Below are 21384 nucleotides of genomic sequence, written 5' to 3'. Positions count from 1 at the left end.
CTTTACTATGACGGTCTTTTTGACGGCAAACGAAAACCCTCCTGGAAAGGAGGGCCGGCTTTATTGATTCAATATTTTTTCCACACGCTCCCGCATCTGCGGAACGCTTAGTCCGATAATCACTTGAAACGCTTTCCCGTTCCTGACGACGCCGTGTGCGCCAAGCGCGCGGAAGATGCTGTCGGGTTCAACCTTACTGTCATCCTTGACGCTGACTCTGAGGCGGGTGGCGCAGTTTGTGACTTCGGTGATGTTGTCTTTTCCTCCCAGCGCTTCAATATACAAAAACGCGGTGTCATCTGCCGTTTCAGTTTCAGCTGTGGAGGCTGTTTCATCCTTGATTTTTCTTTCTCTGTATTCCTTTTTCGAATACAGCTTTGTTTCCTGCTGATCATCCTTTTCCCGTCCCGGTGTGGCGATGTTGAATTTGAGGATTAAAAATCGGAAGACGAAAAAATAAATAGCTGTAAAAGAAAGCCCGATCAAAATTTGATACACATACGTCATACCATGGCTGCCAAAGAGAGGTATCCAGTTCAAGGTGGCAGCTTCGATCAGCCCGCCTCCCATGTTCCCGACAACACCCGCCAAATACATGACCGTCGACATTGATGCGGCAAGCACGGCGTGAACCGCAAATAAGAAAGGAGAGATGAATAAGAAAGTGAACTCAATCGGCTCTGTAATACCGGCGACAATCGCTGTCAGTGTAACAGGAATCAGCAGCCCCGCGACAAGTTTTTTCTTTTCCTTTTTGGCTGTAGCATAAAACGCCAGAGCGATTCCCGGAATGCCGAAGATTTTCGAGTTGCCATGGAGCGCGAATCCGCCTTGCGGGAAAAGCTCCTTCAGGGGTTTGGCGCTTTGTGAATATTCGCCGAGATGCTGCGCCCAATACGTGACGATCCCGCCTTCCGCTACAGCAGGCCCATAAATAAACGGCGTGTAAATAAAATGATGAAGACCCGTCGGGATCAAAATCCGTTCCAAAAACGTGTAAATCCAAACGCCCACCGCCCCGGAAGCGACCAGGAAGCTTTGAAGCGAGGCGATACCCGATTGAACCATCGGCCAAATGTAAGACACCGCAAGGGCGATCGGGATCATAATGAAGAAGGAAATCATCACGATATACGTTGAACCCTGAAAGATGCCGAGAAAATCAGGCAGTTTTTTATCAAAATAACGGTTATGCAAATAGACGACAATTGAAGAAATCAAGATGGCTCCGATAATGTTGGTATCAAGCGTTTTGATGCCCGCGATCATCGTTAACCCGCTCGTTCCGCCGACCTCCTGGTTCATATCGACGCCAAATGCGCCTCCCCATACCGTCAAAATCGAGCTGACAAAATAATTGAACGTCAAGTAAACCGTAAGCGCTTCCAAGCAAGCGCGCGCCTGAGCTTTCTTCGCCAAAGCAACCGGGATGCCGATGGCGAATAAGAGCGGCATTTGGTTAAAGACCGTCCAGCCGCCCTGCTCAATGATATACCAGCACTGATACCACAACCCGTCAGGATCGGCGAGCGGGCCCATGAGGGTTTCATTTTTAAAGAGCGTGCTGACACCGACAATAATGCCCGCGAACGCGAACAATAGAACAGGTACAAACATCGCGCTTCCAAAGCGCTGAATTTTTTGCATCATACCAAAACCCCCTGCTACTCAATGTCATTTTTTTCTGCCTCTTTGTAATCAACATATGCGCGGAACAATGCTTCGCCAACGAGAAAAAACGGCGCAAAAGCGACAATTTCCGTTTTATCGCTTAATGTCACAGGTTTGCTTGTCGCATAAAGATTATGCGGAGTCAGCTGGGCGAGGACATTGTTTTTTAAATTTGTAATGGAAATAAAGGGAATGCCCTTTGCAGAAAGCATTCTTGCCTGAGGAATCAGCTCCGGTGTTTCTCCGGAAAGCGAAATGATGATAAACAGATCGTTTACTTTAAAATCATCGCGCATCAGATTAAATTCATTTCTGTCTTCAATCAAAATGAGATACCGATGGCGCGGAATAAACATTCTTTGCAGATCGCGGGCGCATATCTTTTGCGCATTTCCCGATCCGTACACGAAAATGCGGTCGGCTTCATCAATCAGCTGGCACATATCCGTCATGTCCTTCGTCCTTAGGAATTTCAGATTTGCTTCAATATCATCAAGCAGTTTTTGAAAACTCATACTCTCGCCTTCTTCCGGCTGATCTTCCCACTTTAAAAAAACGCGAAATTCACTGTAGCCGCTGAAACCGAGCTTTTGGGCAAGCCGCAAAATTGAGGAACGCGATACGCTGCAAGCTTTGGCCAGCGCGTCGATTCCAAGGTGATAGCACGTGTGCTTGTGATTCAATATATATTTTAAAATATGAAAATCGTTGTCATTTAATTTACTGTAGTGCTGATTAATCAGTTCTTCGAGCTGCATATCAGATCCCCCCATTTTCTTTCTATTATATACAATTACAGATTCGAAAATGGGGGATTTTCAGTTATGAAATGCGGGTTGGGCTTTGATCAAGCTCAGGCCAGTAGTCTTTGTTGGCCTCTATTAAATCCTCGAGAATGAGCCTTGCCACACGCGCGTTCGGCACTGTTTTTGACAGGATCAGCGCCTGCCACAGCTTTTGGAACGATTTCTCCGCCCACGCTTCAACAGTCAATTTCTCAACGGATACCTGCTGCTCCATCAGCCCTTTTTGGAATTGCGGAATAGTGCCGACGGTGATCGGCTCTGGCCCATTCGAGCCGACGATACAAGGCACTTCGACCATCGCAGTCGGGTCAAAATTCGCAATCGCTCCGTTATTTTCAACGATCAAGAGCATTCTTTCACCTGTGTTGTAGGCAATCGCCCGGGCAAGATCCACGATATATGATGCGTGATCATCGATTTTGATTTCGCTGTTTTCCGAGGACTGCTCGCGCGTGATCATATCACATTGGCTGAAAATAAAGGCTTCGCGCCCTTCCATCACTTCGTTTGCCCGCGTATGATTCGGATTTGATTTTTTCACCATGTCATCCGGGAACAAATAATATTGCAAATACGTATTCGGCAGTGTGTCAGGATCAGCGGCCTGCACGTCACGCGCTTTTGCGAACGTGTCATTCCAGCTCGCCTCCACAGCTTCAGCCTCCGTCTTCGGAATATACCCGTATTGAGATACATGCTCCTTCAGCTTCGGCATTAAATCGTTGCCCTCTTGATCCTGAATCGACGTCCACCAGCCGAAATGATTTAATCCGTAGTAGCGGACCTTCATTTCTTTTCTTGAGGAGAGGCCGAGTATTTGCGCCATCCGGTCTTCGATTCCCACCGGCATATCACAGATATTGAGAATTTTCGAATTCGGTCTGAGGCGTCTCGTAGCCTCCGCGACAATGGCCGCCGGGTTGGAATAATTGAGCATCCACGCATCAGGCGAATATGTTTCCATGTAATCTAGTATTTCAAGCACGCCGCCGATCGAACGCATGCCGTATGCGATACCGCCCGGTCCGCACGTCTCCTGGCCGACAACTCCGTACTTCAGCGGAATTTGCTCATCCAGCGCACGCATCGCGTATTTCCCTACCCTGATGTGCGCCATGACAAAATCAACATCTGTAAAAGCTTCTTCCGGGTCAGTCGTCGCTGTAAATTCAATTTCCGGCGCTTTTTCTCTGATAAAAACGTCACAAGCGCCTGCAATCCGCTCTTGTCTCTCCCCGTCATTATCATACAGCCTCAGTTTTCTGATCGGAAACTCCTCCAAATGGTCCAAGAGCATCAGAACGATTCCCGGAGTGAAAGTACTCCCTCCGCCCGCTATTACGATTGAGAATGATTTTTTCTTCATACTGACGACCTCCTTGATAACGTTTACAATTCCATTTATACCATGGGAGAGCACGTCCCGTAACACATTTGGCGCACTTAGGTCATTTGATCAATTTTAGTGTTTTTTCCCATAGAGCGGAAAATTTCTCATTTGTCTTACGTCTGAGAGATTTGTTTTTTTTACCTTTTTTGTAATCTTAAAGTCTCACCAACTGTGAAATTTGAGTGAATATACGCCCTTCCAGCTCTTATGAAAAGGTTCTTTTGTACGATTCGGATACATGCCGAATTATTTATAATCATTTATATAAAACATCCAATTGTGCGTGAATTTAGAAAAGGCAGGGGACAAAAGTTGGACTCATATAAAGTCATTGAGCTGGCAAACAAGTACAGTGCGGCCGCAGAGGAGGTCAGAAGTTCCAAGCTGCTCCTTGAATCCCGGTTATCTGCATTGGGGGATGCTTGGCAGGGAAAAGCAAGAGATTCGTTTGACCAGGATTTCGAGGAAACAAAAGCCGCCTACGATCAATTTGAACAGGAACTGCTTGAAACAAGCCAGGAGCTGAAGGCAGCCGCCGTCAAAATCGAAGAACGAAAAGCTGAAATTGCCAGAATGGAAGAACTGGAACGTAAAGCAAGAGAAGAAAGACATAAACTCGGGGGGTGAACGGTGTGTCAGGAAACATTGCAGTTGATCCGGATAAGCTCGAACAGCTTGCAAATGATGTTGTCACTGAATTAACCGATATCGAAAGCAAATATAAAGACCTGCATGTGGAGCTGGGACAAATGATTTTACAATGCGATCCCCGCTACAGCAGCTGTTTTTCCGGAGTCGGCGATGCGTGGAGTTCAGGAAAAGCGCTCGTCACCAAGCTGAGTGACAATGAGATTTTTATCAGAAAAACGGGCGACAAATTTGTTGAACAAGATGATATTCTGCGAAAGCTCTATCATGCTTACGACAAATACGGAACGATGACAAGCTTAACCGCCCTTATGCTGACGCAGGGAAAATACTACGGATTAGGGCTTACGAAATTTGTGAAACAGCCAAGCGGTTTGCATACCGCCCGGCACTCAAAACTTCTATTGGATATTTCCAGAGCCGTTGACAGCTCACGTTATCAAAAAGCGGCTAGAGTGCTTATGAATCCTAAATATTTGTTTAAAAAGACAAACCGTCCATTTTCAGATTTGGTACATAAAAAGTTTACAAAGTACTTTCCTCAGGATACGGTCGATTTTTCAAACAGCGTCAGAAGCTACACAAGAGGATTTCTTAACGAAGCCGGCGTACGCTCAACTTTGAAGGATGTCGGAAAAACGGGCTTGAAATTCGCCAAAGGAAATGCCATTACCGCCACACTGATCACCGGTGCGACCGAAACGTTCGGAGCGGGCTTGAAAATTGCTGAAAATTACGCGAAATACCAAGACAAACCTGAAGTTCTCAAGCGTGAAAACGCCAAGGCCGTCGGGAATGCTGTGAATAATACGATTTTTGTTGCCGGCGGTGCCACAGCTGGTGCTGTCATCGGCGGTGCAATCGGAAGCTTTGCAGGACCTGTGGGTACTGTCCTTCTTGGGGCAGCCGGTTCATACGTTGGCGGAGTCGTCGGAGAACAAATCGCCAAATATACAGCCGGTTTTGCCGAAAAAGCAGCCTTAAAGCTGAAAGAACCGATACATGCTGTCGTTGATACAGCCAAGAAAGGGCTGGAATCAGCCGGCAAAGTCGTCAAATCAGTGAATGACGGCATAGATGCGGCGAATCAAACGATACATAAAGGGTTAGACAGCGCGAAAAAGGGCATGGAAACAGCAAAGAAAACAGCGGATTCGCTTATACACGGCGCAACTCATTTCCTCAAAGGGAAACTTTCATTTGGATAGGAGAATAAACAATGAAGCAGTTTACGATCAGCATAGAAGAACTCTTATTTTGTTTTTACAGCGAAGGGTTTTTTGAACAGGGAATGGCCTTGAAGCAGGCCTATTTTCCGGAAATAGAAGATGAAAAGCTCGGCGCTTTGTTTGAAGCGGCGTGCCGCTCACTCTTAGCCAAAGATGCGGCGGAATATCGAAATCATCAATATCGGTTAAAGGACGAGTACTGTCCGTTTATCCATGTATTAAACGACGCTGACTATACAGTGAAGCTTTCTAAATTTAACGGGCAAGGCGCCGAACAGAATGTGTCCTGCCATGTATCAAAATTCGGCACCTACTCTCACGAACTCCTTTTTGATGAACAAGTCCATCGCATTACAAAAATGGAATCAAGTGAAGGGTTACTTGCTAAGACAGATGAGTTTTTACATATAATAGATACAGAGGATAAAAGAGAATCGATTGTGACATTGACATCAAATGAATTCGAAAAGCTCTTGGAGGGCGCTTCAGACAATCCTTCCTATCTAAAAGAGTTCCTTGATAAACATGACCATCAAGAGGACGTTACCCGATTTGTAAATGATCTGGCTTTGCGGAAAGGGAAAATGGATACATTGATGCGTCTGGCATATGACAAAGATAACACTCCTGAAGTGGCTGACATGGCATTTGTCCTGCCGGGGGCCCGCCATACTTGGCTTGTCACAGGCATCACCCAGAATGAATTTTCTATCCTCCCTGCTCATAAGGATGTTGTAAATCAAATCATTTCAAAAAATGAATAAGAATCTGAATTAACAAAAAGGAGAAAAGCATTGAAAAACCAAGAAATCGTTGAAGTCAAAAGCAGAATGTTCCTGAGAATATGGGCTTTTGTCGGATCTGCCGGTATGGGATTAGCATGTTTGTGGCTCTTTTATATGGGTATTACGTTTCAAACGAAATATTACCTCTTGGCCATTCCTGCTGGCTTTCTGTTCACCTTGTTTTGTTTATATTTATTTATCATCTTCTTTCCGGCATTTACCCCTCGGGGAAATACCATCTTCCGCATCAAGACAGGAAAAGATGGAGAACTGTTCACTGACAAAGTGTCTGTTACGTTTACCGATATCAAGAAAATTGAGATGGGCCGCCATAAATTTAGTCTAAAAGGGATGTTCCAGGAAGATATAATAATTCAAACCGTTGATCAGAAGACCATTCGCATTCCCACTTGGAACATTATCGCAAATCCGTTGTTTTTCGAAGCCGTTGAACGCTATATCCTCCCCCATCTGAACGAAGAGGCGAAAAGCAACTGGATCAGCCAGTTTACAGAGGTTCAGCGAAACGCGTATTTGAAGGAATTTGAGAATCATCCGAAGCTATAGGAGCAGCACATTGATTGAAGTAAAAAGCATGATGTTTCTAAGGGCTTGGCTGTTCCTTGCCACTGGAGGCGCCTTTATTGCAGGAGTGTGGCTGGTGTCTGAAGCTCTCACATTTGAATCTAAGTATGCCCTGCTGTATTTGGGCGGCGGTTTCATGGCGATTGTTTATGGCTTGATCACATTTTTTATGGCTTTTCCAGCGTTCACAAGCCGGGGAAATATTATTTTCAGCGTAAAGACAGGGCCTGATGGCGAGATCTTCTCGAGAAAGCGCAGCGTGCTGTTTTCTGAGGTAAAACGGATTTATATGGGACGGCATCATTACAGTTTGAAAGGGATCTTTTTTGAAGATATTATCATCGAGAAAACAGACGGCAAGGTCGTTCGCATCCCTACCTGGAACATTATCGCAAATCCGTTGTTTTTTGAAGCGGTTGAACGCTATATCCTCCCCCATCTGAACGAAGAGGCGAAAAGCAACTGGATCAGCCAGTTTACAGAGGTTCAGCGAAACGCGTATTTGAAGGAATTTGAGAATAACCCGAAGCTTTAACAGCTCTCCTCTTTTATAATTGAAAGGGAAAAAGCAACTTGAGGAGTGCGAGTCATGCTGATTACGATTCTTTTATTTCTCGCGGCGGGGCTTGCCGAAATTGGCGGCGGGTATTTGGTTTGGCTGTGGCTGAGAGAGGCAAAGCCAGTCGGTTACGGGATCGCCGGGGCGCTGATCCTAATTGTTTACGGTATTCTGCCGACGTTTCAGTCCTTCCCTTCCTTTGGCCGTGTATACGCTGCTTATGGCGGAGTATTCATCGTGCTTGCGGTCCTGTGGGGATGGCTTGTCGACCGGAAAACACCTGATTTGTATGACTGGATCGGTGCATTGATTTGTCTCATCGGCGTCTGTGTCATCCTATTTGCGCCGCGCGGATAACAAAATGGCCTGCTTATGAAGCGGGCCATTTTTATTTAATCCTCTTTTAAGCTGGTCAGCTGTACTTCATGCTCTTGCTGCGGTTCGTCCAGCGGATAAATTCTCGCTGTTCCGTTCTCTTCATTCACGTGCTGAATGTAAATAGGAACTCCGTTGTATGTTACTTTCTTCATGTCGGGAGATTCTACAATTTCTTTTGCCCTTTGACTATTCATTCTAACACCCTCCTTCATACATAACGTTTCCATTTCTTAAAGGAAGTATGCTTTATGATTCAGCGGACAAGTTGAATTTTTTCAGGCGTTTGTAGAAAGTGCTCCGGGGGATCCCGCTGATTTTGGCGGCTTGAGAGACGTTTCCTTTTGCGGATTCAAGCGCCTTGACCATCATATCTTTTTGGATTTGCTCACGAAGGGTCTGCGCGCCGGCGGCAGCCGGCTTTTTTTCAGCTGAGGTGATCGGCAGTCCCGCGGCTTCAAGTAAAGCGGGAAGCGGCTCATCTCTCATCCGGCCGTCCGGAAATATGATGGAAAGACGCTCAAACACATTGAACAGCTCGCGAATATTTCCCGGCCATCTCCACTCTTTCAGCACATCCAAAAAATCAAGGGGAAGCTCGCCAGGCCAATGATTTTTCTGTTTGTAGTACTGAAAAAGGTCCGGGATATCCTCGGGGCGGTCTCGTAAAGGAGGGAGCTCGATCGGATAGACATGAAGGCGGTAAAACAAGTCCTCTCTGATTTTTCCGCTTTCGGCAAGCTCGCGCAAATCACAATGTGTGGCGGCAATGACTCTGATATCAACAGGAACTTCTTTCGTCCCGCCGACCGGCGTGATCTTGCGTTCCTGAAGCACCCGCAAAAGCGCAACCTGCATCGAGTGGGAAATTTCTCCGATCTCATCTAAAAATAAGGTGCCCTGATCCGCTTTTTGAAAAGCGCCTTTGTAGCCGTTTCGTTTCGCTCCCGTAAAAGCGCCCTCCGCATAGCCGAACAGCTCGCTTTCAATCAAGTCAGACGGGATCGCTCCGCAATTGACAGCAATAAATGGGCCGTGCCGCCGTTCGCTGTTCTCATGAAGCGCGCGGGCAGCAACCTCCTTCCCCGTGCCAGTCTCCCCCGATAGACAGATTGTTGCATCCGCCACAGCCGCTCGTTCAAGGTTCTTCAGCATTGCTTGCGACCGGCCGCTTTGCCCGATGACTCCATTGAATCGAAACGCCGTCTTTTTCTTTTGTTCCGAGAGATAAAAGCAAGTGCCGCCAGTTCCCATGGTGACGGCTTTTTCGATTGAGAAGCCCCTTTCCTTCAGCTCATACAGGTGCCGGCCCTGCCAATCGGGCATTGAGGTTCGAATCGGTACACTCGCACTGATGATGTGCTGTTTTGTATTGCAGAGCACCATGGGTACACTGGATGCAGCCCTATCACCAAAACGGCTGATCAGCTCCAGCTCTTTCTCACGGCTTTTAGCTGCCAGTTCCCGTTCCGCGGCATAGGCGATCGCCGTGGCAATACCGAGCATATGGGGATGCGCGCCTGCTGCCGGACACGAGATATCAATCACTCCCGCAAGACTGCCATCCTCATGGTGAATCGGAGCGGCTGAACAGTTCCAGTGATGGGATGCGACGGAGTAATGTTCTGAACCTTGTATCGCAACCGGCTCACTAATGTGGAGCGCCGTGCCAATCGCATTTGTTCCGACAGCCGTTTCCGTCCAGCATGCGCCTTCGACAAAGTTGATGCGTTTGGCTTCATAGAGCGCGCGGGGATGGCCGTCCAATGCATGAACAACGCCGTCAGAATCAATTAACAGTGCCATCATTTCCATTTCTTTTAGGGCGGGCAGCAGTTTGTCGAGATAAGGTTTTGCGGTCGTCAGGAAGAATGAATGCTTGTTTGACTGCTGATCCAGCTCGGTTTGCTGTAAAACCTTCGGGCCTTTTTCTAAATAAGGATTGACCTCAGCTTTTTTGCAGCGATGCCATGACTCGGCGATCCGTTTTCTTAATCGGGCTTCGTCAAGCACACCGTCTTTCACAAAACGTTTCCAGGTTTGCAAATCGTTTGGGATCGAATTCATTTCCTTGATCGCTCCTCCCTTACACGCCGTTTTCATCTATTGTAGGGGAAAAATAAAGCGCTTTCAACAATAAAAAACAGGCGCCTTGTATTTCCCGCGCCTGCTTTTTCCCATGTTATGCATGCACCGCAAGCCCGATCGTGCTTAACAGCGCCTCGTTCAATGTTTCCGACAGTGTCGGATGGGCGGCGATAAAATGCTCCGCCATATCAGCGGTCATCTCACCATTCATGATCGCAGCCGCCTGGCCGATGAGCTCGGTCACATCAGGACCAATCATCGAGACACCGACGATTTCGCCGAATTCCGGTTCTGCCACGATTTTGACCTTCCCTTCCGCTTGCTGTTTAATGAGCGCCTTGCCATTTGCGGAAAAAGGAAATTCTCCAATCTTTACATCCCCGTATACGCTTCTTGCCTGTTGTTCCGTCATTCCGATACACGCGATTTCCGGTGATGTATAAATGCAGCGTGGCACATGTTTCTCATTCATTTGGACATCTCTGCCGGAAGCATGAGAAGCAGCGATGATGCCTTCATGGAAAGCCGCATGCGCCAGCTGAATGCCTCCGATCGCATCTCCGATCGCATAAATATGAGGCACGTTGGTCTGCATCTGCCCGTTCACCGGAATGCCTTTTGGAGAAAAATCAACTCCGGCTTGCTCCAGCTGCAAGCCGTCAAGACGAGGTTTTCTGCCGATCGCCACCAATACATAATCGGCCTTCGTTTTAAACTCCCGCTGCCCGCTTTTCCATATTGCCGTTTTGGCCGTTTGATCCACCCGCTCTAATCGGGATGAGGTGTGCACTTCAACACCGTCTTCCTCGAGTTTCTCCTGAAAGAGACGGGCAATATCTTCATCTTCAGCCGGAATCAGCTGGCTGGCTGTTTCAATGATGGTCACCCTCGATCCCAATCTGGCAAACAGCCCGGCATACTCACAGCCGATGACACCGCCGCCAACAATGACAAGTGAAGACGGAATCTCAGAAAGAGAAAGCGCGTCCTTGCTGTCGATGATCCATTCGCCGTCAAACGGGGCGAATGGCAGCTCGATCGGCTCTGATCCGGAAGCTATCAATATTTGGTCCGCTTCTCTGATTTCTTTTCCGTTCTCTCCTTCGATTAAGAGCTTTCTGTCAGAAAGAAAGGAGGCCGTCCCCTTCACAACCTGTATTTGATTTTTCTTCATTAAGTACTGAACACCTTGGACAAGCTGTCTGACAACCTGCTGTTTTCGGTTCTGCATTTTGCTCCAATCAACCGAAATCGCACCAGGCGGAAGTTCGATTCCAAAGTGGCCGGCATGCTTGATTTTATCAAGAACGTTTGCGCTTTCTAACAAAGACTTCGTCGGGATGCACCCTTCATTTAGGCAGGTTCCCCCAAGCGGGCCTTTGTCAATCAGCAGCACGCTTCTGCCCTGCTGAGACGCGGAGACCGCAGCCGCATAGCCCGCAGGTCCGCCGCCGATAATGGCTAGTGTCATGTCGTTTTCACCTGCTTTTCCTATAAAATTAATGCTGCCGGTTCTTCCAAAAATGTTTTAATCGTCTTCAGAAATGCAGCCGCAGGGGCGCCGTCACAGGCTCTGTGATCAAATGTCAGGCTGAGCGGCAGGATTGTGCTTCTGACGATTTCCTCCCCTTGATACATCGGCGTGTCATAGCTTGCTCCGATGCCGAGAATGCCTGTTTCCGGCGGATTTAATATCGGTGTAAAATGCTCCACTCCAAAAGCGCCCAGGTTTGTAATGGAGAAGGTGGAGCCTTGCAGTTCTTCGCTTCCCGCCCGTCCCTCGCGTGCTTTTTTGGCATTTTCCGAGATGGATTGAGCCAGTTCAATCAGTGATTTCTTTTCAGCATGGCGGATCACAGGCACAACCAAGCCGTTTTCCAAGGCCACGGCCATTCCGAGGTGCACATGAGGGTGTGTGATGATGCGTTCATTTTTATAAAAGCTGTTCAGCGCCGGATGAGCTTGCAGGGCGAGAACGGCGGCTCTTGAGACCAAATGAGTCATCGTCAGCTTTGTGCCGTACCGCTCTTCCGCAGTTGGCGACAGCTGTTTTTGAAAGGCTGCCAGCTTGGTGATATCAGCCTTCATCGTAATCGTCAGCTGCGCACTGTTTGCCAGGCTTTCCTGCATTCGGGCCGCAATGACTTTTCTCATGCCTGTCACCGGCGTTTCCTTCGATTTCTGCTCAGAAACCGGCTCCGTCTGCTCTTTTTTCTGTTCAGCAAGCGCCTTTGTTACATCGTCTTTCACGATTCGCCCGCCTGGTCCTGTGCCTTTCAGCTGTTTTACGTCTAATCCCGCTTTTTCCGCGATTTTCCTGGCGACTGGAGATATTTTGATTCGTTCTTTTTTAGCGGCTGCGGGTTTGCTTTCTTGTTTTGCGGGCTGGACGGCTGGCGGCTCACTGTCTTTTGCAGCAGGCTCTTTCGCCTCTTCCTGCACTGATTCATTGGCGTTCCCGATATAGCAGATCGCTGTGCCGGGCGGAACCTCTTCTCCCTCTTTCACCTTGATATCGATCAGCGTTCCATTTTCAGGCGCCTCGATGTCCATTTCAATTTTCTCCGATTGAATGCTGGCAATGCTTTCTCCCTTTTCAACCGGGTCGCCTACTTTTTTATTCCATATCGACACTTCCCCTTGTTTCATGGCCATTCCCAATTTTGGCATCACTACTTTTACCGCCATTTGTGTCCCCCCTTTAATTCATTGCCGGCTCGCCAAGCAATTCAAGCGTGACGCTGACAATTTGATCTGGTGTCGGCAAATATTGATCTTCAAGCACTGGCGAAAACGGCACCGGTGTATGCGGCGCTGTAATCCGTTTAATCGGCGCATCAAGCAAATCAAAGCCCTTGTCGGCGACAATCGCAGCAATATCCGTGGCGATGCTGCAGCGCGGATTGGCTTCGTCAATGATGATCAGCCGGTTTGTTTTTTCCACCGATGTGAAAATCGCTTCCTCATCCAAAGGAGACAGACTGCGGGGATCAAGCACCTCGGCTTCGATGCCTTTTTCTGAAAGCTTTGACGCCGCTTCAAGCGCGGTATTAACCTGCTTGCCGACTGCAAACAGCGTGATGTCGCTGCCTTTACGTTTGATGTCCGCTTTTCCGAGCGGGATTGTATAATAATCTTCCGGCACCTCGCCCTTCATGTTGTAGGACGTTTTGTCTTCAAAAAAGAACACCGGATCATTGTCTTCGATTGCCGCTAGCAGCAGTCCTTTGGCATCATACGGATTGGACGGAACAACCGTCTTCAGGCCCGGGATGCTGGTAAACAGGCCATACAGCGTCTGCGAATGCTGAGCGGCAGCCCGGAATCCCGCTCCGTATGTGGTGCGGACGGTAATCGGCACTTGCGCTTTTCCGCCGAACATATAGCGGAATTTTGCCCCTTGATTGATCACCTGGTCAAAGCATGTGCCGATAAAATCATTAAACATCAGCTCGGCAATCGGCCTCAGACCGGTAGATGCCGCAGCCATGGCCGCACCCATGTAGCCCGCTTCAGAAATCGGTGTATCCAGCACTCGGCTGCGCCCGAATTCCTGTACGAGACCCTTTGTAACCCCCAATACACCGCCCCATGCTTCATCATCCTGTAAATGATCGACCGCCGCTCCCCCGGCGACATCCTCACCGATTAAAAGCACATTTTCGTCTCTTCTCATCGCAAGCTTCATTGCTTCATTGATCGCGTCTGACATGCTTATGACTCTCGCCATCTCACATTCCCCCTTTTTCATATGACACGTAGACGTCTGTCAATAGCTCTGACTCTTTCGGATATGGGCTCTCTTCGCTGAACGAGACGGCTTTTTCAATCGATTCGCTGACACGCTGTTCGATGTCTGACAATTTATTTGCATCTGTTTCTTTTAAAAGATAGTTTTTAAAGCCTTGAATGGCATCCTTTTCTTCAAGATGCTCTGTCTTTTCATCCTTTGTTTTATAGGTTTGGGCATCTCCTTCGAAATGGCCGTAGTTTCTGTAGGTCATACATTCAATCAAAGACGGGCCTCCGCCGTTTCTTGCTCTTTCTATCGCTTCCTCTGCTGCCTGGTAAACTGCTAAAATATCTTTTCCGTCCACCGTGACCCCCGGCATATTATAGGCAGCTGCCCGATCAGCGATTGAATCACAGGCTGACGCGTACTCAAATGGCGTGGCTTCGCCATAGCCATTGTTTTCGGCGACAAATACGACAGGAAGGTTCCATACTGCCGCTAAGTTCAGCCCTTCATGGAAGGTGCCTTGGTTATTTGCTCCGTCCCCAAAAAAGCAAACGCTTACATTTTTAGTCTGTTTATATTTAGCGGTGAGCGCTGATCCGCATGCGAGTGTAAATCCGCCCCCCACGATTCCATTTGCCCCTAACATACCTTTATTGAGATCGGCAATGTGCATAGAACCGCCCTTGCCTTTACACAGTCCGGTCGCTTTTCCGAATATTTCCGCCATCATGCCATCCAGATCACAGCCTTTGGCGATACAATGGCCATGTCCCCTGTGCGTGCTTGTAATGCTGTCGCCATCATGTAAATGAGCGCACACCCCTACAGCTACCGCTTCCTCACCGGCATACAAATGGACGAATCCGGGAAGCACTCCCTGTGCGAACAGTTCATGCACTTTGTCTTCAAAGCCCCTGATTTCCAGCATCTTTTGGTACATCCACAGCGCTTTCTCCTCAGTTAATGACAAGCCTTCTCGTTTTAACAATTCCATTTTGTGCGCCTCCTTCTATTTAGGGTTCACATTTATAAATGCAAGAAGTGTGCCAGCCTTTTGAGCCCGTAAAATCAATGTTTTTGTTTTTACACTTGAGACAGTTTGAGACAGATGTCTCATTTTGTCTCAAACTGATCCATTTGTCTCGTTTTAAGGCATACAAAAAAGACCGGGCATCACCCAGTCTTTGACAATGATCGACGTATTTATTTCCTCGGAAATCTTTTAACTGCTTCATTCTTCTGCATCGTTTCTCTGAATGGCTGTTTTGGGAAGAAAATCAAATGAATATTTAACATAACCGAAACCGCCGTCCCCGTCCTTCTGCATACAGTCTATCGTGCCGTTTGAGTATGTATATCCCTTTTCATTTAGCGTTTTCCTGACCGTTTCGGCCATCTTTGCGGCATCTGTTTTTGATGATCCGCTGGCATCTAACTGAATCGTCATGCTCATAGGCGCTTTTTCAGTCAGATGTTTGTTCCACTTTGTGTCTAATGTGAACTGGCCGTTTTCAATGCTGATAGCAGCGTCAGTTTTTACGACTTGCGGAACCGCTTTTTTCAGATCTGCTTCGATTTCCTTCGATGCTTCTTGATTTAGATGTTTTGCTACTGATTCGGTATACGCTTCTTCAATTCCATCGCAGGTGACCTTAGGATGAAGAAATCCCTTCGTACACATTGGATAGTGATGAGATTGAGTGTTTGCTTGAAAGACATATTCCGAGGTTTTAGCGTTATATACACCATTCGTGATCTTGATTTCTTTTTGAGGATAGGTTTCTTTCACATAAGAGACAAGCTTTTGCTCTGCGGCATTTTTCGTGAATGCATCACCGAAACATACATGATAGATATATAGCCCGTAACCGAATACCGCAATGGCAATCAATCCAACCACAAGTTTTTTCATGTTCACACTCTTTTCTTCATCTATACGTGCTACAGTTCATGCTTTTCTTCAACAGCCCGATTCAGCGCTTGAAGCATGTAGCCAATGCCTTGGTACGATGACAGAGGCCAGCTGATATGCTGATGTTCGCCAATGACGGCGTTTAGGACGCTTCGGTATTTTTTCCCGCCAAGCATGACAAGCTCTTCGATGTCGGAAAAGCCTTTTTCGTGAAATTGGCGGCGCAGCTCGTCCGCTGCCATGATCTCCGGATGAGCGGTTCCAAAAGTGACATCGTAATTTTCGGGAACGATATCATCTGGACGCAGGAATCCATGCTTCGCCGACAAAATCACCCACTCATCGAAAAATGCTTTCGCATATCGCTCGCACGCCTGATGAAACGGGCTGAGATAAGCGTCTTCCGCCCTTACCGGCCCTTTATCCGGATGGATATCCCAGATTTTTTTCTTGCCGCAGGGGATGATGCATAGTCGTTTCATGTTTCTCTCCTTCGTGATGTGTCTTCTATCAATGTACCATTTTTCTCCTATTTCTGCATGAGTAAACAATAAAAGAGAGAGCGCCCGCTTCAGCGTCTAGACACTTTTCAGCAGAACGGAACATGGTCTGTGCTTTCTGTAAATTGGTTCTCCGAAAAGAGAAGGAAGATAACTTCAAGAAAAGACAGGCTGGGTAAATTCTGCACACAAAAAGACCTGGAAATCGTACCGAAATCCAGGTCAGATGAGGAGTTGTTTATTTCACTGCTGTCACTCTGCCCCATCAAGATACTTTCTCTCAAAGTCGTCGAGCAAGGCACGCACTTCATCTGTTGATTTAGTGTTCATGCATTGATTTCTTAATTCACTTGCCCCTCGGAATCCACGGAGATAAATCTTGAAAAAGCGAGGAAGAGGCTTGTATGGACGGGCTTCTAATTCTGAATATTGATCATGAAGATCCAGATGCAGCCTTAAGAGATCAAGCAATTCCTTACTGGTATGCTCTTTCGGCTCCTTTTCAAAGGCGAATGGATTTGTAAAAATACCTCGTCCAATCATAATTCCATCAACACCATATTGTTCAGCAAGTTTTAAGCCGGTTTCCCGGTCAGGGATATCCCCATTGATCGTCAAAAGGGTATCCGGCGCAATCTCGTCACGAAGTTTCTTGATTTCCGGAATCAGTTCCCAATGCGCATCTACTTTACTCATTTCCGCTCTAGTACGCAGATGAATGGAAAGATTCGCAATGTCTTGCTTCAAGATGTGTGACAGCCAGCCACGCCATTCGTCCACATCTGTGTAGCCAAGCCTTGTCTTCACGCTTACAGGCAGTCCTCCCGCCTTCGCTGCTTCTATTAATTCGGCGGCAACTTCAGGACGGCAAATAAGGCCGCTTCCCTTTCCATTCCCCGCCACATTAGGTACAGGGCAGCCCATATTGATATCTAGGCCTTTAAATCCTAACTCCGCCATGCCAATACTCATTTTACGGAAGTTTTCAGGCTTATCTCCCCATATATGGGCCACCATTGGCTGTTCATCCTCTGTAAAAGTCAGACGGCCGCGCACACTATCCTTCCCATCTGGGTGACAATAGCTTTCTGAGTTTGTAAACTCTGTAAAAAACACATCGGGCCTGCCTGCTTCACTTACTACATGCCGGAAAACAACATCCGTCACATCTTCCATTGGTGCCAGTACAAAAAATGGCCGTGGTAATTCACGCCAGAAATTATCTGTCATAATCAATCCAAATCCTTTCATGATGGGATACGGCCAAACCTTTATCCCAAAATTAAAAACTGACCATGCTTCTTTTACACTTATAGCATGTGTCAACACTTCTGATCAAACGATAGTACATTTTGAACATTTAAATCTTGACTACATAACACACATAAATTATATGAGTTTGAAATAAATCATTCACGGGTTTCTTATTGGAAAAAAATCGAGAAATGATTTGATCACTTCTCTTGGTGCCTGCATTTTTTCATCTTTTAAAATAAAGATTGGAAAAGAAGGAAGAGAAATTCGGGAATCATGGCAAGGGCTGCGCATGAAAAAGACCCGGAAATCGGCGATGTTCATTCACCCGAAATCCAGATCTGATTAGGAATCGTTTCTATTCATTAGACGATTTCAAGACAAGCTTCGCCACAGCTTCCACATGAGCCGTCTGCGGAAACATATCGACAGGCTGAATATATTCCACACGATAATCCTTCGACAGCGCCTGTAAGTCTTTCGCAAGCGTGGATGGATTGCAGGAAACGTAGACAAAGCGTTTCGGTTTGACTTTTTGGATCGTGTCCAAAAATGTGCTGTCACAGCCGGTTCTTGGCGGGTCAACGATGACGACGTCCGGTCGGAAGCCTTCTTTCGTCCATTTCGGGAGCCAGTGCTCGGCTGTTCCTGTTACGTATGTGGCATTTGTCATGCCGTGTTTTTTGGCGTTTTTCTTGGCATCGTCAATTGATTCCTTGATGACGTCCATACCGCGGACTTCTTTCGCTCCGTCCGCTACCCACATACCGATGGTGCCGACGCCGCAATACGCGTCAACGACTTTTTCTTTTCCGGTCAGCTGGGCCGCTTTTTTCACTTCATCATACAGCTTGACGGTTTGCTCCGGATTGAGCTGGAAGAAGGCGCGGGCGCTCAGTTCAAAGGATACGTCGCCTAGCACCTCTTGAATCACTGTTTTTCCCGCGAGCGGTTTTGATTTTTCACCGAAAATGACTGAGGTTTTCGCTCCGTTTACATTTTGGATAATGGATTTGACCTCTGGCAGGCGCTTTTGGATCGCTTTGACGATTTCTTCCTTGTGCGGAAGCGTTTCTTTCGCCGTAACAAGCACAACCTGCACTTCGCCTGTTTCAAAGCCGACTCTCGTCACAATGGTGCGAACGTCGCCTTTTCGTTTCCGTTCATTATAAACAGACACATTGAAATCCTCTAAAATGCGGCGGACGATGCCTGTTGTTTTGTTGGTTGCCGGATGCTGGACGACGCAGTCTTTAATCGGCACGATGTCGTGAGATTCAAGGCCGTATAAGCCGGCGATGATGCTGCCGCTTTGCGAGCGCCCGATTTGGAATTGGCTTTTGTTGCGGTAATTCCACGGGTTGTCCATGCCGATCGTTTCTTTGATGTCCATGTTTTCTACTTTAAACTTCGTATGGCGTTCAAGAGACTGAATGACGATGTCGCGTTTTTCCCGAAGCTGCTGGCTGTATGCAAGATGCTGAAGCTGACAGCCGCCGCACTGTTCGTATACAGGACAAGGCGGTGCAACACGGTGCTCCGATGACTTGCGGATCTTCTTAATGCGGCCCTCCGAAAACTTCGGCTGAACCTTTGTGGCCTGGACGACAACCTCTTCGCCAGGAAGCGCGCCGGGCACAAAGACGACTTTTTTCTTAAAATAGCCGACACCTTCGCCGTTAATGCCGAGACGCTTAATCGTCAGCGGAAAGGTTTGTCCGACTTTCAGTTCGACGGGCGCCTGTTTCTTTTGTTGGTTCACGTTGTTCTCTCCGTTTCTATATGAAGCTTTCTGCAGATGGCAGAAAGTGAAATGTTTTTTCACATCTTTCTAGTATAACACGCTTGCCTAGATTCCTTCATACTTTTCAAAAACATTTCCATTTTTACTCAATAATCGGCCAAGGCCGCCGATACAGTTTATGACTATTACATAAAAGAGGGATAAAATGAAGAAATTTCTAAACGCTGCCTGTACATTAGGATTATTACTCAGTGCGGCAGGATGCGGAAACGACAGCAGTGCGACTTCTGCAAAAACAGAAAAAACAGCAGAAGACAAAAGTGAAAATCTAGATTTGCTGAAAAAGGACTTTAACAGTATCACCAAAGAAGACTGGAAAAAAATCCACATTTCCAAAAAGGATTTGAACGGCGCGTTTGAAAAAATGACAGAAGCCAATTCCAAGGGAGAAAAAGTGGTTAAAAAAGTGGAAATAAAAAACAATACAGTTATCATCACTTTTAACAACTCAGACGGAAAATCGATGGAAAACAGTCTCTCGGCAATTTTCTTTGATCAGTTTCTTCGCGATTTGTATAAGCATTCGTCTTATTATGACGGCAGCGAACCGACCATTCGATTTGTTGATTTGGACAACCAGCTAATTCAGGAAAGCGATCAGCCGTTGGATACCGACAATGAAACAGATGGTTCAAGCCAAAACAGCGGAAGAAAAATCTTGACTACGCCTGGTGAAACATCCAATGAGGACAATGGAGAAATTGTTACATTAAACAAAATTGCCGATGTTCAGAAACAAGCAGCAATAAAACCTTTAACGATTACTGTCGATCAAGTCAAATTACTGGCGCGTACTAATATCAGCCCTTTACAGCTGAAGCTCTTTAAAAAATTGACAGATCAAAAAGTGTCTGAACCGCTTCGATACATTCAAATCACTTATAAAGCAGAGAATACAGGAGACACACAAGTTGACTGGCAGGGTATTGAATCAGTAGAAACAAACGACGGACAAAAGCTGAAAATTGCTGATAATAATATCTTTAAAGACAATGATCACGTTTTCGCTCCGCACACAGAAAACGAAGGTGTGATAGGAGCTATATACAGCGGAAAAGCGGACGATCTTCATGAATTAAAAATCACATTTTCACCTATTACAAATGGCGCTCCAGGCCAAAGTATGACAGTGAAGCTTGATTAATCACTGCGGCTGCCGAAAAGGCAGCCGTTTTCTATTCGATACTCCTCCATAAATACAAAGACGCATAGCTTAAATAAGGCTCCCACTCCTTGCTCATCGCCAGCATGACATCCTTTGCAGGCTTGTCGTCCAGCTGAAAATGGCGTTTGATTGCGTTCTGGAGACCGATATCGGCTAGCGGGAATAAATTAGGCCGGCCAAGGCCGAACATGAGGACGTTTTGTACGGTCCATGGACCGATGCCTCTGATTTTGATCAGTTTCTTCATGATGTCTTCATCCGTCATATGCGGCAGCTCTGACAAGTCGAGCGTGCCTTCCGCGATCATCCTTGATGTATCAATGGCGTATTCCGCTTTTCGCATGCTGAATTGCAGATCGCGCAAATCCTGATAATCGAGTTCCGCAATCGTTTCCGGCTTCGGATAGCACCAGACGCCGTCCTTCTGCTCGCCAAACGCATGGACAAACCGTTCTGTCAGCGTGTAAGCGAAGGAAAGATTGAGCTGCTGGTGGATGATGCATTTCATGATACAGTTGTACACACTGTAGTCTAATACAAGCGGCGTGCCGGCATGCTCTTCAAAAATGGCGGACAGGCTCGTTTTCGAAAAATGATCGAGAACGTGCTGTAAATCATGTTCCCATTGAAAAATCCGTTTGATTTCCATCATCATCTCTTCCTGATCCGTTTCCCCGCTGACAAGAAACTCAGGCTCATCCGCATGTCCTAACGCCTGTACCTTTACAATACATACGTCTCCCGCTCGGTTTCTGATTGGCACACGAATTTCGCGCGCTTCTCTGTCTGCCGCATTGAGAGGATCTAAAGACAGTCGGTCCAGCACGCGGTCAAAATGGTACGGAGGCGTGACAGATACTTTTTCCTTCCACAT

The 21384-nt window shown here is 47.0% G+C and carries 21 protein-coding genes; 7 read left to right on the top strand and 14 right to left on the bottom strand.

What is annotated here, in order from left to right; genetic code table 11:
• Positions 1 to 60: 60 nt before the first annotated feature.
• The 3 genes from malP to glvA all read right to left on the bottom strand — a co-directional run bounded on the left by malP (position 61) and on the right by glvA (position 3843).
• On the bottom strand, positions 61 to 1650 hold the full coding sequence (gene malP, locus EFK13_RS04630; protein ID WP_129506356.1) for a PTS maltose transporter subunit IIBC: 1590 nt from the start codon (positions 1648 to 1650) through the stop codon (positions 61 to 63).
• 14 nt (positions 1651 to 1664) lie between these two features.
• On the bottom strand, positions 1665 to 2429 hold the full coding sequence (gene glvR, locus EFK13_RS04625) for a MurR/RpiR family transcriptional regulator GlvR (RefSeq protein ID WP_129506357.1): 765 nt from the start codon (positions 2427 to 2429) through the stop codon (positions 1665 to 1667).
• Positions 2430 to 2493: 64 nt separating this feature from the next.
• Positions 2494 to 3843: a maltose-6'-phosphate glucosidase gene (glvA, locus tag EFK13_RS04620; RefSeq protein ID WP_129506358.1), complete on the bottom strand. Its 1350-nt coding sequence runs from the start codon at positions 3841 to 3843 to the stop codon at positions 2494 to 2496.
• Between the two features lie 336 nt (positions 3844 to 4179).
• On the opposite strand from glvA, the gene EFK13_RS04615 reads away from it, so the two are divergent.
• From EFK13_RS04615 to EFK13_RS04590, 6 genes are read left to right on the top strand one after another with little or no spacing between them, the layout of a single operon-like run.
• Entirely contained in the window at positions 4180 to 4494 is a 315-nt protein-coding gene (locus EFK13_RS04615; protein WP_129506359.1) for a WXG100 family type VII secretion target, read from the top strand.
• 5 nt (positions 4495 to 4499) lie between these two features.
• A complete protein-coding gene (locus EFK13_RS04610; protein ID WP_129506360.1) occupies positions 4500 to 5723 on the top strand; it encodes a hypothetical protein in 1224 nt (407 codons plus the stop codon).
• Between the two features lie 11 nt (positions 5724 to 5734).
• Positions 5735 to 6508, top strand: coding sequence for a hypothetical protein (locus tag EFK13_RS04605; protein WP_129506361.1), 774 nt, complete (start codon positions 5735 to 5737; stop codon positions 6506 to 6508).
• A 30-nt stretch (positions 6509 to 6538) separates the two neighbouring features.
• Entirely contained in the window at positions 6539 to 7096 is a 558-nt protein-coding gene (locus tag EFK13_RS04600; RefSeq protein WP_129506362.1) for a YfjD family protein, read from the top strand.
• Between the two features lie 10 nt (positions 7097 to 7106).
• The gene (locus EFK13_RS04595; RefSeq protein WP_283107607.1) at positions 7107 to 7649 is read left to right on the top strand and encodes a YfjD family protein; all 543 of its coding nucleotides are present in this window, start codon (positions 7107 to 7109) and stop codon (positions 7647 to 7649) included.
• Between the two features lie 54 nt (positions 7650 to 7703).
• Positions 7704 to 8030 (top strand): YnfA family protein, encoded by a 327-nt coding sequence (locus EFK13_RS04590; RefSeq protein WP_075749674.1) that lies wholly within the window; start codon positions 7704 to 7706, stop codon positions 8028 to 8030.
• A 35-nt stretch (positions 8031 to 8065) separates the two neighbouring features.
• Here EFK13_RS04590 and EFK13_RS04585 read toward each other — a convergent pair whose 3' ends face one another.
• From EFK13_RS04585 to rlmD, 10 genes are all read right to left on the bottom strand, one after another.
• Positions 8066 to 8245, bottom strand: coding sequence for a small acid-soluble spore protein H (locus EFK13_RS04585; protein WP_129506363.1), 180 nt, complete (start codon positions 8243 to 8245; stop codon positions 8066 to 8068).
• A gap of 52 nt (positions 8246 to 8297) precedes the next feature.
• Positions 8298 to 10115 carry an acetoin dehydrogenase operon transcriptional activator AcoR gene (acoR, locus tag EFK13_RS04580; RefSeq protein WP_129506364.1) on the bottom strand — a complete coding sequence of 606 codons (1818 nt, stop codon included), beginning with the start codon at positions 10113 to 10115 and terminating at the stop codon, positions 8298 to 8300.
• Between the two features lie 115 nt (positions 10116 to 10230).
• Positions 10231 to 11607, bottom strand: coding sequence for an acetoin dehydrogenase complex dihydrolipoyl dehydrogenase (gene acoL / locus EFK13_RS04575; RefSeq protein ID WP_129506365.1), 1377 nt, complete (start codon positions 11605 to 11607; stop codon positions 10231 to 10233).
• A 20-nt stretch (positions 11608 to 11627) separates the two neighbouring features.
• Complete coding sequence (locus tag EFK13_RS04570; protein ID WP_129506366.1) at positions 11628 to 12824, bottom strand: dihydrolipoamide acetyltransferase family protein; 1197 nt, start codon at positions 12822 to 12824, stop codon at positions 11628 to 11630.
• 13 nt (positions 12825 to 12837) lie between these two features.
• The gene (gene acoB / locus EFK13_RS04565; protein ID WP_129506367.1) at positions 12838 to 13866 is read right to left on the bottom strand and encodes an acetoin:2,6-dichlorophenolindophenol oxidoreductase subunit beta; all 1029 of its coding nucleotides are present in this window, start codon (positions 13864 to 13866) and stop codon (positions 12838 to 12840) included.
• Position 13867: 1 nt separating this feature from the next.
• A complete protein-coding gene (gene acoA / locus EFK13_RS04560; RefSeq protein WP_129506368.1) occupies positions 13868 to 14869 on the bottom strand; it encodes an acetoin:2,6-dichlorophenolindophenol oxidoreductase subunit alpha in 1002 nt (333 codons plus the stop codon).
• Positions 14870 to 15106: 237 nt separating this feature from the next.
• Entirely contained in the window at positions 15107 to 15787 is a 681-nt protein-coding gene (locus EFK13_RS04555) for a YfjL-like protein (protein ID WP_129506369.1), read from the bottom strand.
• Positions 15788 to 15816: 29 nt separating this feature from the next.
• Positions 15817 to 16269 (bottom strand): DUF6884 domain-containing protein, encoded by a 453-nt coding sequence (locus EFK13_RS04550; protein ID WP_129506370.1) that lies wholly within the window; start codon positions 16267 to 16269, stop codon positions 15817 to 15819.
• Between the two features lie 270 nt (positions 16270 to 16539).
• On the bottom strand, positions 16540 to 17517 hold the full coding sequence (locus tag EFK13_RS04545) for a tRNA dihydrouridine synthase (protein WP_129506372.1): 978 nt from the start codon (positions 17515 to 17517) through the stop codon (positions 16540 to 16542).
• 382 nt (positions 17518 to 17899) lie between these two features.
• Positions 17900 to 19303, bottom strand: coding sequence for a 23S rRNA (uracil(1939)-C(5))-methyltransferase RlmD (gene rlmD / locus EFK13_RS04540; RefSeq protein WP_129506373.1), 1404 nt, complete (start codon positions 19301 to 19303; stop codon positions 17900 to 17902).
• A 187-nt stretch (positions 19304 to 19490) separates the two neighbouring features.
• Between rlmD and EFK13_RS04535 the strand changes: the two genes are divergently transcribed.
• Positions 19491 to 20489 carry a hypothetical protein gene (locus EFK13_RS04535; protein WP_129506374.1) on the top strand — a complete coding sequence of 333 codons (999 nt, stop codon included), beginning with the start codon at positions 19491 to 19493 and terminating at the stop codon, positions 20487 to 20489.
• Between the two features lie 31 nt (positions 20490 to 20520).
• On the opposite strand, the gene EFK13_RS04530 is transcribed toward EFK13_RS04535, so the two are convergent.
• Positions 20521 to 21384, bottom strand: coding sequence for a DNA-3-methyladenine glycosylase family protein (locus EFK13_RS04530; protein WP_129506375.1), 864 nt, complete (start codon positions 21382 to 21384; stop codon positions 20521 to 20523).

The sequence above is a fragment of the Bacillus cabrialesii genome (assembly GCF_004124315.2).
GTDB lineage: Bacteria > Bacillota > Bacilli > Bacillales > Bacillaceae > Bacillus > Bacillus cabrialesii.
The sequence above is the reverse complement of the archived record's forward strand: the minus strand, read 5'-3'. Positions and strand labels throughout refer to the sequence as shown.

Bases quoted from the DNA above. Each gene is read 5' to 3' on its own strand.
- malP (WP_129506356.1), bottom strand. From the start codon at position 1,650: ATGATGCAAAAAATTCAGCGCTTTGGAAGCGCGATGTTTGTACCTGTT.
- glvR (WP_129506357.1), bottom strand. From the start codon at position 2,429: ATGCAGCTCGAAGAACTGATTAATCAGCACTACAGTAAATTAAATGAC.
- glvA (WP_129506358.1), bottom strand. From the start codon at position 3,843: ATGAAGAAAAAATCATTCTCAATCGTAATAGCGGGCGGAGGGAGTACT.
- EFK13_RS04605 (WP_129506361.1), top strand. From the start codon at position 5,735: ATGAAGCAGTTTACGATCAGCATAGAAGAACTCTTATTTTGTTTTTAC.
- EFK13_RS04590 (WP_075749674.1), top strand. From the start codon at position 7,704: ATGCTGATTACGATTCTTTTATTTCTCGCGGCGGGGCTTGCCGAAATT.
- EFK13_RS04585 (WP_129506363.1), bottom strand. From the start codon at position 8,245: ATGAATAGTCAAAGGGCAAAAGAAATTGTAGAATCTCCCGACATGAAG.
- acoR (WP_129506364.1), bottom strand. From the start codon at position 10,115: ATGAATTCGATCCCAAACGATTTGCAAACCTGGAAACGTTTTGTGAAA.
- acoL (WP_129506365.1), bottom strand. From the start codon at position 11,607: ATGACACTAGCCATTATCGGCGGCGGACCTGCGGGCTATGCGGCTGCG.
- EFK13_RS04570 (WP_129506366.1), bottom strand. From the start codon at position 12,824: ATGGCGGTAAAAGTAGTGATGCCAAAATTGGGAATGGCCATGAAACAA.
- acoB (WP_129506367.1), bottom strand. From the start codon at position 13,866: ATGGCGAGAGTCATAAGCATGTCAGACGCGATCAATGAAGCAATGAAG.
- acoA (WP_129506368.1), bottom strand. From the start codon at position 14,869: ATGGAATTGTTAAAACGAGAAGGCTTGTCATTAACTGAGGAGAAAGCG.
- EFK13_RS04555 (WP_129506369.1), bottom strand. From the start codon at position 15,787: ATGAAAAAACTTGTGGTTGGATTGATTGCCATTGCGGTATTCGGTTAC.
- EFK13_RS04550 (WP_129506370.1), bottom strand. From the start codon at position 16,269: ATGAAACGACTATGCATCATCCCCTGCGGCAAGAAAAAAATCTGGGAT.
- EFK13_RS04545 (WP_129506372.1), bottom strand. From the start codon at position 17,517: ATGACAGATAATTTCTGGCGTGAATTACCACGGCCATTTTTTGTACTG.
- EFK13_RS04535 (WP_129506374.1), top strand. From the start codon at position 19,491: ATGAAGAAATTTCTAAACGCTGCCTGTACATTAGGATTATTACTCAGT.
- EFK13_RS04530 (WP_129506375.1), bottom strand. From the start codon at position 21,384: ATGTGGAAGGAAAAAGTATCTGTCACGCCTCCGTACCATTTTGACCGC.